The following is a 13479-nucleotide window of genomic DNA, read 5'->3' on the forward strand; positions in this document are numbered from 1 at the left end:
CATGGGCGCCGCGTTGAACCTTCTCATCCGGGTTTGGCCCGCGGTCAGCCTTGCTTGCCGAACTGTCCGGCAGGGGCTTCCGGCTTTCGGCCCGCGAGCGACATACCTGTCTTTCGCCTTGCCGCGGCGGTTTCAGGCCTTGTTCTTGTTGTAGACGTCGAAGACGACGGCGCCGAGCAGCACCAGCCCCTTCACCACCTGCTGCCAGTCGACATTGACGCCCATGATCGACATGCCGTTGTTCATCACACCCATGATGAAGCCGCCGACCACCGAGCCCATCACCTGGCCGACGCCGCCCATCGCCGAGGCACCGCCGATAAACACCGCCGCGATCACGTCGAGCTCGCTACCCAGGCCCGCCGCCGGCACGGCCTGGCCGAGGCGCGCGGCGATGATCAGTCCGCCGAGTGCCGACAGAACGCCCATATTGATGAACACCATCAGGGTCAGCCGGTCGGTCTTGATGCCGGAGAGCTGGGCTGCCTTGGCGTTGCCGCCCATCGCATAGATGCGGCGGCCGATCGTCATCTTCTTGGTGACGAAGATGAACAGCGCGATCAGCACGGCCATCACCATCAGCACGATGGGCAGGCCCCTGTAGGTGGCGAACTGGAAGACGAGGAACAGCACCAGCGCGCTCACCACCAGGGTCTTGATCGCGAACAGCGCGAAGGGTTCCGCCTCATAGCCGTGCCGCTCGCGCGTGCGCCGCGCCGCCAGGCCGAAATAGGCGTAGGCCACGACGGCGATGATGCCAATCACCATGGTCGTCATGTGCAGGCTCAGGCCGCTGCCAACCACGGTCTTGCCGGCCGCGTTCACGATCGGCTCGACCAGGGTCAGCGGGCCGATAATGTCGGGAATGAAGCCGGAAGAAAGCGCCTTGAAGCTGTCGGGCAACGGCCCCACCGACGAGCCGCCGCCGAGCAGCGCCTGGCACATGCCGCGAAACATTAGCATGCCGGCCAGCGTGACGATGAAGGACGGTATTCGGTGATAGGCTATCCAATAGCCCTGCGCCGCGCCGATGGCGCCGCCGATCAGCAGGCAGACCAGTGAGACCGCCAGCGGATTGCTGAGCAGGCCGAGCTGCCAGGTCACCATCATATTGGCGGCCAGCGCCCCGATGAAGCCGGCGACGGAGCCGACGCTGAGGTCAATATGGCCGGCGACGATGACGAGCAGCATGCCCAGCGCCATCACGATGATGAAGGAATTCTGCTGCACCAGATTGCTGAGATTGACCGGCTTGAACAGCGTGCCGGAGGTGGTGAACTGGAAGAAGATCATGATGGCGATCAACGCCAGCACCAGCCCGTAGTCGCGCAGGTTGTTGACAAGCGCGGAGACAGCGACGCGCTGACCCGGCTGTACGTCTTCGGCGACGGTGCTCTTCGGTGCGGGGGCGCTGTCGGTGCTCATGATGCTTTTCCTTCTCCCCGTACGATCGCGCGCATGATCTTTTCCTGGCTGGCGTCGCTCGCCGCCATTTCGCCGACCATGCGCCCTTCGTTCATGACGTAGATGCGGTCGGTGATGCCGAGCAGTTCGGGCATCTCCGACGAGATGACGATGATCGCCTTACCCTCGGCGGCCAGCCGCGCGATGATCGTGTAGATTTCGTATTTGGCGCCGACGTCGATGCCGCGCGTCGGCTCGTCAAGGATCAGAACTTCGGGATTGGCGAACAGCCATTTCGACAGCACAACCTTCTGCTGGTTGCCGCCCGACAGGTTGCCCGTCATCTGATAGACGCTCGATGCCCGGATGTTGGTCTTGCCGCGATAGTCGTTGGCGACCGAAAGCTCGCGCAGGTCGTTGATGACGCCCTTTTTCGACACGCCGTCGAGATGGGCGAGCGTGATGTTGTGCTTGATGTGGTCGATCAGGTTGAGCCCGTAGGTCTTGCGATCCTCGGTGACATAGGCAATGCCCTGTTCCACGGCACGGCCCACCGAGGAAAGATCGACCGGCTTGCCGCGCAGCGACACCTCGCCGGTGATGCGCCGCCCATAGGAGCGGCCGAACAGGCTCATGGCGAATTCGGTGCGCCCGGCGCCCATCAGTCCGGCAATGCCCACCACTTCGCCCTTGCGGACATTGAGGTCGATGCCCTTGATCACTTGCCGCTCGGCGTGGAGCGGATGGTAGACCGACCAGTTCTTGACCTCGAAGATGACCTCGCCGACCTGCGGTTCGCGCGGCGGATAGCGATCGTCGAGCGAGCGGCCCACCATCGAGGTGATGATACGGTCTTCGCTGATGTCCTGCCGCGACAGCGTCTCGATGGTGCGCCCGTCGCGAATGATGGTGACATGGTCGGCGACCCGGTTCACCTCGTTGAGCTTGTGCGAGATGAGGATCGAGGTGATGCCTTGTCGCTTGAACTCGAGCAGCAGGTCGAGCAGCGCCTGGCTGTCCTTCTCCGACAGGCTGGCCGTCGGCTCGTCGAGGATCAGCAGTCGCACTTCCTTGCTGAGCGCCTTGGCGATTTCCACCAATTGCTGCTTGCCGACGCCGATATTGGTGATGAGGGTCTTGGGGTCCTCGGTGAGACCGACCTTCTTCAGCAAGGCGCGGGTGCGCGCTTCGTTGGCATTCCAGTCGATGATGCCGTAGCGGGCGTGTTCGTTGCCGAGAAAGATGTTTTCGGCGATCGACAGCATCGGCACCAGCGCAAGCTCCTGGTGGATGATGACGATGCCGAGGTTTTCGCTGTCGTGGATGCCTTTGAAATGGCACTCCTGGCCGCGATAGATGATCTTGCCGTCATAGGAGCCGGTTGGATAGACGCCGGACAGAACCTTCATCAGCGTCGACTTGCCGGCGCCGTTCTCGCCGACCACCGCGTGGATCTCGCCTTCCTCGACGCGCAGGTTGACGTTCGACAGCGCCTTGACGCCCGGGAACGTTTTGGTGATGTCGCGCATCTCCAGAATGGTCTGTGCCATCACGAAAACCTGGTTTGCCAGCGGGCGAAGCCGGGCGTGCCGCCTCTGCCGCATGATACCGAAGGGTGGAGTGTCTAAAAAGGGGGCTCCGCGCCTGGCGCGGAGCCCGAGGCAAGGACGAATTACTTCAGTTCTTCGGCCTTGATGTAGCCGGACTCGACGACCAGCTTCTCGTAGTTCGCCTTGTCGACCTCATGCGGCGTCAACAGGATCGAGGGAACGACCTTGACGTCGTTGTTGTAGGTCTTGGTGTCGAGGCCGTCCGGCTTGCCGCCCGACAGCACCTTGTCGACGAGCTGCACCGTCGACTTGGCCAATTCGCGCGTGTCCTTGAACACGGTCGAATACTGTTCGCCCGAGATGATCAGCTTGACCGAGGCGGTCTCGGCGTCCTGGCCGCTGACGATCGGCCAGGGCTGAGCGGCAGTGCCGTAGCCGACGGCGCGGAGCGAGGCGGTGATGCCGCGCGACAGGCCGTCATAGGGAGACAATACGCCGTCGACGCGGCTGCCGTCCGAGTAGTTGGCGGAGAGCAGGTTGTCCATGCGGGCCTGCGCGGTGGCGGCCAGCCAGCGCAGCGTGCCGACCTTGTCCATGCCCATCTGGCCCGACTTGACCTTGACAGTGCCGTTGTCGATCAGCGGCTGCAGCACCGACATGGCGCCGTTGTAGAAGAAGAAGGCATTGTTGTCGTCCGGCGAGCCGCCGAACAGCTCGACATTCCAGGGCTTGGTGTTGGGGAAACGCTCCTTGAGGCCCTTCACCAGCGAGTCGGCCTGGATCACGCCGACGCCGAAATTGTCGAAGGTGGTGTAGTAGTCGACATTCGGCGTCTTCTTGATCAGGCGGTCATAAGCGATGACGACAACGCCGGCGTCGTTGGCCTTCTGCAGTGCGTCACCCATGGTGGTGCCGTCGATCGAGGCGATGATCAGCGCTTTCGGACCCTTGGTGATTTCGTTTTCCAGCTGGCTCAGCTGGTTTGGAATGTCGTCCTGCGCATATTGCAGGTCGACGGTGTAGCCGAGCGCCTCGAGCTGCGACTTGACGGCATCGCCATCGTTGATCCAGCGCTGCGAGGTCTTGGTCGGCATCAGCACGCCGACAAGGCCCTTTTCCGCGGCCTGCGCCGAATAGCTCATGGCCGCGATGCCGACCGCGAGCGCGGCGACGAACGTCTTGATGATCTTCACGGTACTCTCTCCCTAGTTGATGAAAGCGGCGCCCGGCCTGTTTCGCCCGGCCACTCTCGCCGGGCGCATCGCGCCGACGAGCATATCGATCCTGCTAACCTCCCAATCGATCCTCGCCGTCCGGTTCCAACCGGCCCCGGTGGGTCGGTGAAGGTCGCGGCAGGCGTGGCGCGCGAAGGTTGTGTCTCTTTGCCATAACTGTCAAATTCGATCTTCGATGTTTGGTATATCGAATCTGATATGCGTACGGCCTTCGGGCCGTGCAGATGGGGTAGGACATGGTCGAGATCGGCAAGGCGTCAGTGGACACCCAGCGCAACAATGGCGAGCGCGGCGACGGTACCGCGCTTCTGCACAGTGGGCTCAGCTTGCGTCACATGCGCATGATCGTGGCGCTCGACGATCACGGCCGGGTCAGCGCGGCGGCGCAGGTCATGAACATTTCCCAGCCGGCCGCCTCGCGCATGATCGCCGAGATGGAGGCCATTCTCAACGTTCCCTTGTGCGAGCGCCTGCCGCGTGGCGTGGCGTTGACGCCTTATGGCAAGGCGCTGGTGCGGCGCGCGCGCATCATCCTGATCGAGATGCGCGAGACGGACCGGGAGATCGCCGAGCTCAAGGCCGGCAAGGGCGGCTCGGTGTTCCTCGGAGCAGTGACGGCGCCGGCGATCGAACTGGCCGTTCCGGCGATCCGCGAAATTCGCAAACTCTATCCGCGCATCGAGATCACCATGCAGGTCGAGACCAGCAACGTGCTGGCGCGGGAACTGATCGCCATGCGGCACGATTTCATCATCGCCCGCATCCCCGACGACCTCAATCCGCGCCTGTTCGAAAGTCGCGTCATCGGCATCGAAAAGGCTTGCCTGATCGTCCGGCGCGGTCATCCGCTGATGGGCAGGAAAGCGGTTCGCCTGGAAGAGACCGCCGGCTATGATTGGGTGTTCCAGTCCGGCAGCTCGCCGTTGCGGCAGGTGATGGAGGCGAATTTCCTCAACCGCAACATCCCGCTGCCCGAGCATATCTTCAACACCAGCTCGCTGCTTTTGACGCTGGTGATGGTTTCGCAGTCGGAGGCCATCGCACCGGTATCGGTCCAGGTGGCGAAGTTCATCCAGGGGGCGGACGGTCTCGCCGGCGCCATCGATGTCGTGCCGACCGATTTCGACATCGAGGTTAGGCCCTATTCGCTGATCACCATGAAGCAGCGCGTGCTCTCTCCCGCCGCCAAGATGCTCTACGATTTCATCCTCAAGGAAGTGAGCTGAAAGGTCTCGGCCCAAAGGGGCGCGAGCAGCCTGCCGCGACAAGCCGGTCGCCTTGTTGCATCGGGCGAGCATAGCTGGCATGAAAACGGGATGCGCGCTCATGCCCTTTGGATCATTGCCGTGATGTCGCTGGCCGCCTGTGCCGGCGGCCCGAAGCCGTCGGCGCCGGCAGGTGCCGATATCGCGATCATGGATGATCTGCCGATCAACGGCATCATCATGAGCCGGGTTTCCGCCGTCGTTTGCGCCAAGGGTCCCTTCGATACCGCGCCGCCGTCAACCGATGCGCTGAATGCCTTGAAGCAGCAGGCTGCGGCAATTAACGCCAATGGCATCTATCGCGTGAAATACGTCACGACAGGCTTGGTGGATCGCTGCATGGTACTGCCAGGGACCGGCGCGACTGGCATCGCCTATCGAAACGGACCCGCCGCCCAATAGGCCTGCAAGCCTGAAATCGCTCAGAATTTGTAAGCGAAGCCGATGGCAAGCGTGTTGGTGTTGACCTCGACCGAGCCATCGCCCGCGGGAGCGGAATAACCGACCTTGCCGAAGTCGGTGTATTTATATTCCGCGCGACCGACCCAATTGTTCGAGAACGCATATTCAGCGCCGGCGCCAAGCGTCCAGCCCGCACGGGTTTCGCTGGCGCTGGCAAAGGTGCCGCCGGCGTTGGAGACATTCACCTTGATGCCGCCAAGCGCCAGGCCGCCGGCACCGTAGATGAGCAGATTGTCCATTGCGTAGCCGACGCGCCCGCGTATGTCGCCGGTCCAGGTCACCTTGGTGTTGAGCGATTCCCCGGTTGCCGCATTGGTGGACGTGCCCTTGATCCCTGAATAGTTGATGTCGGCATCGATGCCGCCGACGAAATTGCCGTTCTGGATGTTCCAGCCGCCATAAAGGCCGCCAAATCCGCCATCGACGCTGCCGCTGATTTCGGCTGCGGGATTGGAAGGAAACGAATTGTCGGCGCGGCCCCAGCCATATCCGGCCTGGCCGCCGAGATAGGCGCCATTCCAGTCGAAAGTCGAGGCGACAGGAAGGTCCACAACCGCGTCAGCAGCAAACGCTCCGCTGATCGGCGTGGCGAGCAAGGCGAAAGCAATGAAGTAGCGCTTCATCGGATGCCCCTGTGCAGACGAGCGCATCCTACGTGCAACCATGCCGATTGGAAATAGCGGCGGCTTGCCGGATCACGCGGATTTCAACGCGGTGTTGCGCGGATACGACGGGAAGCACGGCGGAGACGTTCACCCTTCCCGGCGCCGAAACCACGAAATGAGCTGGAGCGGGGTAGCGGGCGCAGAGCCGAAATTCTTGTACCGTAAAATCAATGGCTAAGCACCGTTGGCCATGAGTTTGATGTCATGGATTGTGGCGCAAATCGTGTCACGAAATGACGTGGTCAACATAGCAAGCCTGCCCTCTCCGGAGTGCTTCAATGAAGGCTCTAGACATTAAGTTTGTTTATGTTATTACATTACATAATTTTAACGCGGATAGCGTCTAGGGAAAGGGGCTACATCTCCATGAGGGTATTTCTGCTCACCGTATTTTCTTTAACCGCACCTATGGTGCCCGCCGCAGCCGCGGATATTTCTGCTTCCAGCGCCGGAGCTGCACCCAATACGGAGATCACCATAGGCCGCGATTGGAGCGGTTTTTATGCCGGCATCAACGGCGGGTGGGGCCAAAGTCACGATAATCGATCTGTGATCGGAGTGGGAACTGCCGCTGATTATGATGGAAATGGCGGGACCGTCGGCGGCCAGGTTGGCTACCGCTGGCAGATGGATGGCTGGGTGTCTGGGCTGGAAGGACAAGGCAACTGGGCTGACCTGTCGGGTAGTAGCGACAACCTCCTTGTTCCCGGCGGTATCGTTCGTTCCAAGACAAAGGCTTTTGGCTTGTTTACCGGACAGGTCGGTTACGCATGGAATGATTTCCTAGTCTATGTGAAAGGCGGTGCAGCTATCACGCGTCGCAACTATCAGTTTTTGGCTCCAGGCGGTGTTTTAGCCTCCGAAACAGGGGTCAAAACCCGTTTTGGCGGAACTGTGGGCGTTGGCACAGAATACGCGCTTAGCCAAAACTGGTCGCTTGGCGTCGAATACAATCGGATCTTTGAAACAGAGCGTGATGTGTCCTTCACGGTTCCCAAGGGTCCCAGCGTGCAAGGCTTCAAAACAGGCGGAGATACAGACCTTGTTCTGGCGCGGTTGAATTATAAATTCTGAAGTAAGCGGACATCGAAACAGTGCTGTTGCCTCCCGATTTACGTCTAAGCGTCGTAAATCGGGATTCGATTTGGCAAGGGTAGATGGTCGCAATATTGGGTCACATGTTGTGGCACAAATCGCGTCACAGGATGAGTTTTCATAAACCGCGCCTGGCCGTTGTATATGCGTTCGGCCTTGCCGCAGGCTCTGCCGGATCAATTATTTAGCTTTGATGATTTGGAGCGGGTAGCGGGAATCGAACCCGCGCGTTCAGCTTGGGAAGCTGACAGGCTACCATTACATCATACCCGCGCGCCGCCCAGTTAGCATGGCCGCCTCGGCTCGGGCAATCAGAAAGCGGCGGCTTGAAGCAAGTGCCGCGAGCGCGTATCTCACGCTCAGGGACTGCAACGGAGAAGAGCCTTGTCTGCACTGACCCGCTTTCTCGGCGACACGCCGCTCAAGATCCTGCTCAAGCTTGTCGTGGTGTCGTTCCTGGTCGGCATTGTCATGAGCGCCTTCGGCTGGTCGCCGTTCGACGTGCTCTATGGCATCCAAAATTTCTTCCTCGACCTGTGGCACATGGGCTTCCGCGCCATCGACCGTTTCGTCGGCTATATCCTTTTGGGTGCCGCGATCGTCGTGCCGGCCTTCATCATCCTGCGGCTGGCGAGCTATCGCAAATAACGCTCAGGCTACGGCCGCCGCTTCCTCGAACAGGATGGCGTGGCGGCCGGCCAACGCCGGCACGTCGGTGGAATAGCCGCCGCCGATGACACCGCACAGCGGTATGCCGCGCCGGCGGAAATGGCCGATCACTGCCCGTTCGCGCGCACGAATGCCGTCATCGCTGAGCGAGAGCCGGCCGAGCCGATCCTCGGCGTGCACGTCGACGCCGGCATTGTAGAAGACAAGGTCCCAGGGTCGCTGGCCGGAGATGACCGGCAGCAGGCCGTCCAGCCGGTCCAGATAGTCGCGGTCGCCGGTTCCGTCGGGCAAGGCGATGTCGAGGTCGGAAGCGATCTTGCGAACCGGGTAGTTGCGCTCGCCATGCACGGACAGGGTGAACACGCGCGGCTCGTCGCGCAGGATGTCGGCGGTGCCATCGCCCTGATGCACGTCGAGGTCGACCACTAGAACGTTGCCGACCCGGCCTTCGTCCAGCAATGTCAGCGCCGCCACCGCGACGTCGTTGAAGGTGCAGAAACCGGCGCCTTGCGCGCGGCGCGCATGATGGCTGCCGCCGGCGGCATTGCAGGCTATGCCATGTTCGAGCGCCAGCCGTGCGGCCAGAACGGTGCCAGCGGCCGCAAGCTGGGCACGCAACGACACCCGCGGGCCGACAGGAAAGCCGATCTCGCGTTCGATTTTCGCCGGCACCGCGCAGTCGATGACCTGATCGACATAGGTTGCGTCATGCGCGCATTTCAACCAGTTGGCTGACGCGGGCCGGGGCTGATGCAAGGCGCCCGGTAGAGCCAATCCACGCGCCGACAACGTCTCCATCAAAAGCGGATATTTGCTCATCGGGAAGCGGTGATTGACGGCGAAGCCGGCATCGTAGTCCGGATGGTGGACGATCTGCAGTGGCAAGCGGCGTATCCATAAACATGCGCCAGAGCGGGAATTTCGGTTGCCCGGTCCGGAATGTCAGTTGCGCGGTACAGCGAAATTGGGCCACATCGGCGACCCGTTCAAGAGGCCGCTGGGAGGCACCACTGGACCAGGCATCGTCAGCGACCGCGAGCCGGTCGTTCGTCGTCACCAACCGCTCGGTGCTCGCCATCGCGGTGCCGATGACGCTCGCCTATCTGACAACGCCTCTGCTCGGCTTGGTCGACACGGCGGTGGTCGGTCAGTTCGGCGATGCCGCCTTGCTTGGCGGCCTCGCCGCCGGCGCGCTGGTGTTCGACGTCGTCTTCACCACCTTCAATTTCCTGCGTTCCGGCACCACCGGTCTGGTCGCGCAGGCTTTCGGTCGCGGCGACACTGCCGAGGAGCAGGCGGTTTTCTGGCGTTCGGTGCTGATCGCCATCGTCGCCGGCGTCGTGCTGGCGGCACTTGCCCCGGTCGCCTCCGTTCTCGGCCAGAAATTCATGGGGGCTGAGCAGCGGGTCAACGAGGCGATGGATCTCTACATCCGCATCCGCCTGCTTGCCGCGCCCTTCTCGCTCGTCAACTACGCCATCCTCGGCTACGTGCTGGGCCGTGGCGAAGGCAATCTCGGCCTGTTCCTGCAGATCGTTCTCAACGGCATCAACATCGCGCTTTGCATCGTGCTCGGCCTGGAGCTCGGCTGGGGCGTGGCCGGCGTTGCCTGGGCGACGCTGACCGGCGAGTTTTGCGCGATGTTGCTGGGATTGGCGATTGTGCTGAGGCGCTTTTCCCGTGCGCCCCGCTTGCCGATGAGCCGCATCCTCGACTGGTCGGCCTTCAAGCACATGATGTCGCTGAACCGCGACATCATGATCCGCTCCTTCTCGCTTCTGGCCGCATTCGCTCTGTTCACGCGCCAGGGCGCGCAGTTCGGCACGGTCACGCTCGCCGCCAATGCCGTGCTGATGAACTTCTTTCTCATCGCAGGCTATTTCCTCGACGGTTTCGCCACAGCTGCCGAGCAGCTGGCGGGACGCGCCATCGGCGCCCGCGCCGAACGTTCGTTCCGGCGCGCGGTGCGGCTGACGCTTCTGTGGGGTTATGGCCTCGCCGGTGTCGCGACGCTGGTGCTGCTCTTTGGCGGTGCCGCCCTGGTCGGTGTCGTCACCACCTCCGATGCCGTGCGCACGGTGGCCGACACCTATCTGCCCTGGGCCGCGTTCACAGCGCTGAGCGGCGTGCTCGCCTTCCAGATGGATGGCGTGTTCATCGGCGCCACCTGGTCGCGCGACATGCGCAACATGATGCTGTTGTCGTTCTGCGTGTTCCTGGCAGCGTTGCTGACACTGACACCAGCCTTCGGCAATCACGGCCTGTGGGCGGCGCTGCACGTCTTCCTGCTGGTGCGCGGCATCAGCCTGTTCTCGATCATGCAGCGGCGGGTGCGCGAAGCCTTTTAGATCGGTTTCGCCAGCCAGTCGGCGAGCTTGCTGTCGCGAAGCTCGCGGATGGACTTCAGTCCCTCGCGGTCGGCGAGACTGGACATGCCGGCGACGATGCGTCCCGGCAAGGATGGTCCGGCATAGATCATGCCGGTATAAAGCTGCACGAGATCGGCGCCGGCGCGGATTTTCTCCAATGCGGTCTCTGCCGAATCGACGCCACCGACCCCGATGATCGCGCGATCCGCACCAAGCAGCTTGCGCATCCTGGCCAGCACGGCGGTCGAGCGCTCGAACAGCGGCTTGCCCGAAAGGCCGCCGGTTTCGCCGGCATGGCTGGTGCTCTTGAGCGCCGGCCGGGCGATCGTCGTGTTGGAAACGATGACACCGTCCACCGCGTTTTCGGTGACTTCCGCGGCGATGTCCTCGAGTTCGGCCTCGATGAGGTCCGGTGCGATCTTCAGAAACACTGGTGGCCTGGCGGCGGCGGCTTCACGCGCGGCCATGACGCGCGAAAGAAGCTCGGCCAGTTGCTCGCGCGCCTGCATGGTGCGCAGGCCAGGCGTATTGGGCGACGAGATGTTGACCGTGAGGTAAGAGGCAAGCGGTGCGAAACGCGCGATACCCTTCTCATAGTCGTCGATGCGGTCGGCGCTGTCCTTGTTGGCGCCGATGTTGACGCCGATGATGCCGCCACGCTGCCTGCGGGCAGCAAGCCGTCTTTCGGCGGCGTCGTGGCCTTCATTGTTGAAGCCCAGCCGATTGATGACGGCGTCGTCGCGCGTCAGCCTGAAGATGCGCGGCTTCGGATTGCCCGTCTGCGGCAGCGGCGTCACCGTGCCGACCTCGGCGAAACCGAAGCCGAGCGAGAGCAGCGCGTCCGGCACTTCCGCATTCTTGTCGTAGCCGGCCGCCATGCCGAGCGGGTTCGGGAAATCGAGCCCGCACAGGCTTACTTTCAACCGCTCGTCGCGTGGCGGGCGTGTCGCCACGGGCAAGCCGCAGCGCAAGGCGGCGATCGTGAGCCCATGCGCGGTTTCGGGATCGAAGCTGAACAGAACCTGCTGGCCGATGCGGTCGATCAGGCTCATTCGGCCTCCAGTTCCGGAAAGACATGGCTGCTGTCGGGGCCGAGCGGCAGAGATCTCACCCAGGCAACGGCGTCGAATTCGAGGGGGGCGTAGAGGTGGGGGAACAGCGCGCCGCCGCGCGAAACTTCATATTTCAGCGCTTCGCCGAGCTTGGTCCCGTCGATCGCGGCCAGCAAAAGGTCGTTCTGGCCGGCGAAGTAGCGAGCCGCGGTTTCCTGGACCTGTGTGGCGGTCGAGAAATGGATGTAGCCGTCGGCGAAATCGATCGGAGCGCCGTCGAAGCGGCCTGCAAGTTCAGCTTCGCGCCACAGGGCCTGCGGCACGATCTTGTAGATAAATCGTGACATGGTTGCGCTATAGTCTGATTGTGACGGCCGGAAAAGAGCGCAGAAGCGGCTCTCCCCATTTCCGGCGCAAAGCGCAGACAGATTGCGCGCAACGGCTGAAGGAGGAAACCATGCGTTTCGAACACCTCATCGTTCCCGCTACGCTGGCCGCGCTGTTTGCCGCGCCCGCATTGGCCGAGGATGCCGGCCGCTACCGGCTGGAAAAGACTGACCAGGGCTATGTCCGCATGGACACCCAGACTGGGGCCATGTCGGTCTGCAACGAACGCGACGGGCAATTAGTGTGCCGCGTCGCCGCCGACGAACGCGCTGCCTTCCAGGACGAGATCGACCGTCTGCAAGGCACGGTCAAGGCCCTGGACGGTCGTGTCACCAAGCTCGAGAATTCGTTGTCGGCCAAGCTGGAATCCAAGCTGCCCAGCGAGGAGGATTTCAACAAGACGATGAGCTACATGGAGCGCTTCGTGCGCGGCTTCATGGGCATCGTGAAGGACATGGACAAGGAAAACGGCGACCCGACCAAGCCAAGTCTGCAGAAGACCTGAGCTTTCTGGGCGCCACCCGGATCGGATCGAAGTGATCCTGATCCAGGCTAGCTTGTTGGGAACCTTCCGACTGTCGTCTTTGCTGCTTGAAAACGACGTCCGCCACCGCATAATCCAATCGCTTGATCCTGCGGGAAGAGAACAGGGATCGGGGAGGGACATCTTGCCGGCAGGCTACAGCTTCGTCATCGCCGACGATCACCCCCTTTTTCGCGGGGCGCTCAAGGCGGCGCTTACCGGCGTCGGCGATGTGGCCGTCATTCATGAGGCCGGTGACTTCGACAGCGTCAAGGCGCTGGTCACCGCCAATGAGGACATCGATCTCCTGCTGCTCGACCTGTCCATGCCCGGCGCCAGCGGGCTGTCGGGCCTGATCTCGCTGCGCGGCATCCATCCGTCGGTGCCGATGGTGGTGGTCTCGGCGCATGACGACCCGGTCACCATCCGCCGCGCGCTCGAACTGGGCGCTTCCGGCTTCATCTCCAAGTCGGCCAGCATGGAAGACATCCGCGAGGCGGTGAAGGCCGTGCTCGCCGGCGATATCGCCGTCCCCGCCGGCATCGATCTCGGCATCGAGCGCGATCAGGAAATCTCCGATCTCATCAAGCGCCTGCAGACCCTGACGCCGCAGCAGACGCGGGTGCTTGGCATGTTGGGCGAAGGATTGCTCAACAAGCAGATCGCCTATGAACTCGGCGTCTCGGAAGCAACCATCAAGGCGCATGTCTCGGCGATCCTGCAGAAGCTCGATGTCGACAGCCGCACCCAGGCGGTGATCCAACTCGCCAAGATCGGCGGCGACCCGCTGCAGAACGGCTGAT

Annotated in this window: 14 protein-coding genes and 1 tRNA gene; 7 read left to right on the forward strand and 8 right to left on the reverse strand. The window is 62.4% G+C overall.

Annotation, left to right across the window (positions count from 1 at the left end; translation table 11 throughout):
• Nucleotides 1-132: 132 nt before the first annotated feature.
• The 3 genes from mmsB to chvE form a co-directional block, all read right to left on the reverse strand.
• Nucleotides 133-1425, reverse strand: coding sequence for a multiple monosaccharide ABC transporter permease (gene mmsB, locus QFZ88_RS16890; protein WP_024925984.1), 1293 nt, complete (start codon nt 1423-1425; stop codon nt 133-135).
• Nucleotides 1422-2954, reverse strand: a complete 1533-nt coding sequence (gene mmsA, locus QFZ88_RS16895; RefSeq protein ID WP_024925985.1) for a multiple monosaccharide ABC transporter ATP-binding protein — start codon at nt 2952-2954, stop codon at nt 1422-1424. The genes mmsB and mmsA overlap by 4 nt, the downstream gene beginning before the upstream one ends.
• Nucleotides 2955-3076: 122 nt before the next feature.
• Nucleotides 3077-4147, reverse strand: a complete 1071-nt coding sequence (gene chvE / locus QFZ88_RS16900; protein WP_024925986.1) for a multiple monosaccharide ABC transporter substrate-binding protein — start codon at nt 4145-4147, stop codon at nt 3077-3079.
• Between the two features lie 278 nt (nt 4148-4425).
• On the opposite strand from chvE, the gene QFZ88_RS16905 reads away from it, so the two are divergent.
• Together QFZ88_RS16905 and QFZ88_RS16910 are read left to right on the forward strand one after the other, a co-directional pair.
• On the forward strand, nt 4426-5415 hold the full coding sequence (locus tag QFZ88_RS16905) for a LysR family transcriptional regulator (RefSeq protein ID WP_024925987.1): 990 nt from the start codon (nt 4426-4428) through the stop codon (nt 5413-5415).
• A gap of 123 nt (nt 5416-5538) precedes the next feature.
• Complete coding sequence (locus QFZ88_RS16910) at nt 5539-5856, forward strand: hypothetical protein (protein ID WP_139116506.1); 318 nt, start codon at nt 5539-5541, stop codon at nt 5854-5856.
• Nucleotides 5857-5876: 20 nt separating this feature from the next.
• Here QFZ88_RS16910 and QFZ88_RS16915 read toward each other — a convergent pair whose 3' ends face one another.
• The gene (locus QFZ88_RS16915; protein ID WP_024925989.1) at nt 5877-6539 is read right to left on the reverse strand and encodes an outer membrane protein; all 663 of its coding nucleotides are present in this window, start codon (nt 6537-6539) and stop codon (nt 5877-5879) included.
• 408 nt (nt 6540-6947) lie between these two features.
• Between QFZ88_RS16915 and QFZ88_RS16920 the strand changes: the two genes are divergently transcribed.
• On the forward strand, nt 6948-7655 hold the full coding sequence (locus QFZ88_RS16920) for an outer membrane protein (protein ID WP_024925990.1): 708 nt from the start codon (nt 6948-6950) through the stop codon (nt 7653-7655).
• Nucleotides 7656-7875: 220 nt separating this feature from the next.
• On the opposite strand, the gene QFZ88_RS16925 is transcribed toward QFZ88_RS16920, so the two are convergent.
• Nucleotides 7876-7949 (reverse strand) — tRNA-Gly (locus QFZ88_RS16925).
• A gap of 111 nt (nt 7950-8060) precedes the next feature.
• Here QFZ88_RS16925 and QFZ88_RS16930 point away from each other — a divergent pair.
• Nucleotides 8061-8324 (forward strand): DUF6460 domain-containing protein, encoded by a 264-nt coding sequence (locus tag QFZ88_RS16930; RefSeq protein ID WP_024925991.1) that lies wholly within the window; start codon nt 8061-8063, stop codon nt 8322-8324.
• Between the two features lie 3 nt (nt 8325-8327).
• On the opposite strand, the gene QFZ88_RS16935 is transcribed toward QFZ88_RS16930, so the two are convergent.
• The gene (locus tag QFZ88_RS16935) at nt 8328-9230 is read right to left on the reverse strand and encodes a histone deacetylase (RefSeq protein ID WP_024925992.1); all 903 of its coding nucleotides are present in this window, start codon (nt 9228-9230) and stop codon (nt 8328-8330) included.
• Nucleotides 9231-9355: 125 nt separating this feature from the next.
• Between QFZ88_RS16935 and QFZ88_RS16940 the strand changes: the two genes are divergently transcribed.
• Complete coding sequence (locus QFZ88_RS16940; RefSeq protein WP_024925993.1) at nt 9356-10693, forward strand: MATE family efflux transporter; 1338 nt, start codon at nt 9356-9358, stop codon at nt 10691-10693.
• Here the strand turns inward: QFZ88_RS16940 and QFZ88_RS16945 are convergent.
• Nucleotides 10690-11766: a quinone-dependent dihydroorotate dehydrogenase gene (locus QFZ88_RS16945; protein WP_024925994.1), complete on the reverse strand. Its 1077-nt coding sequence runs from the start codon at nt 11764-11766 to the stop codon at nt 10690-10692. The two genes, QFZ88_RS16940 and QFZ88_RS16945, sit on opposite strands and share 4 nt — an antisense overlap.
• Entirely contained in the window at nt 11763-12113 is a 351-nt protein-coding gene (locus QFZ88_RS16950) for a DUF952 domain-containing protein (RefSeq protein ID WP_024925995.1), read from the reverse strand. The genes QFZ88_RS16945 and QFZ88_RS16950 overlap by 4 nt, the downstream gene beginning before the upstream one ends.
• 110 nt (nt 12114-12223) lie before the next feature.
• On the opposite strand from QFZ88_RS16950, the gene QFZ88_RS16955 reads away from it, so the two are divergent.
• A complete protein-coding gene (locus tag QFZ88_RS16955; RefSeq protein WP_024925996.1) occupies nt 12224-12658 on the forward strand; it encodes a hypothetical protein in 435 nt (144 codons plus the stop codon).
• A 163-nt stretch (nt 12659-12821) separates the two neighbouring features.
• Nucleotides 12822-13478, forward strand: a complete 657-nt coding sequence (locus tag QFZ88_RS16960; RefSeq protein WP_024925997.1) for a response regulator transcription factor — start codon at nt 12822-12824, stop codon at nt 13476-13478.
• Nucleotide 13479 lies beyond the last annotated feature (1 nt).

Source organism: Mesorhizobium sp. YL-MeA3-2017 (genome assembly GCF_030814575.1).
GTDB lineage: Bacteria > Pseudomonadota > Alphaproteobacteria > Rhizobiales > Rhizobiaceae > Mesorhizobium > Mesorhizobium terrae.

Excerpts from the sequence above, each read along its gene's own strand:
- QFZ88_RS16915 (WP_024925989.1), bottom strand. The coding sequence starts at position 6,539 with ATGAAGCGCTACTTCATTGCTTTCGCCTTGCTCGCCACGCCGATCAGC.
- QFZ88_RS16955 (WP_024925996.1), top strand. The coding sequence starts at position 12,224 with ATGCGTTTCGAACACCTCATCGTTCCCGCTACGCTGGCCGCGCTGTTT.
- mmsA (WP_024925985.1), bottom strand. The coding sequence starts at position 2,954 with ATGGCACAGACCATTCTGGAGATGCGCGACATCACCAAAACGTTCCCG.
- QFZ88_RS16920 (WP_024925990.1), top strand. The coding sequence starts at position 6,948 with ATGAGGGTATTTCTGCTCACCGTATTTTCTTTAACCGCACCTATGGTG.
- QFZ88_RS16910 (WP_139116506.1), top strand. The coding sequence starts at position 5,539 with ATGTCGCTGGCCGCCTGTGCCGGCGGCCCGAAGCCGTCGGCGCCGGCA.
- QFZ88_RS16945 (WP_024925994.1), bottom strand. The coding sequence starts at position 11,766 with ATGAGCCTGATCGACCGCATCGGCCAGCAGGTTCTGTTCAGCTTCGAT.
- QFZ88_RS16905 (WP_024925987.1), top strand. The coding sequence starts at position 4,426 with ATGGTCGAGATCGGCAAGGCGTCAGTGGACACCCAGCGCAACAATGGC.
- QFZ88_RS16950 (WP_024925995.1), bottom strand. The coding sequence starts at position 12,113 with ATGTCACGATTTATCTACAAGATCGTGCCGCAGGCCCTGTGGCGCGAA.
- mmsB (WP_024925984.1), bottom strand. The coding sequence starts at position 1,425 with ATGAGCACCGACAGCGCCCCCGCACCGAAGAGCACCGTCGCCGAAGAC.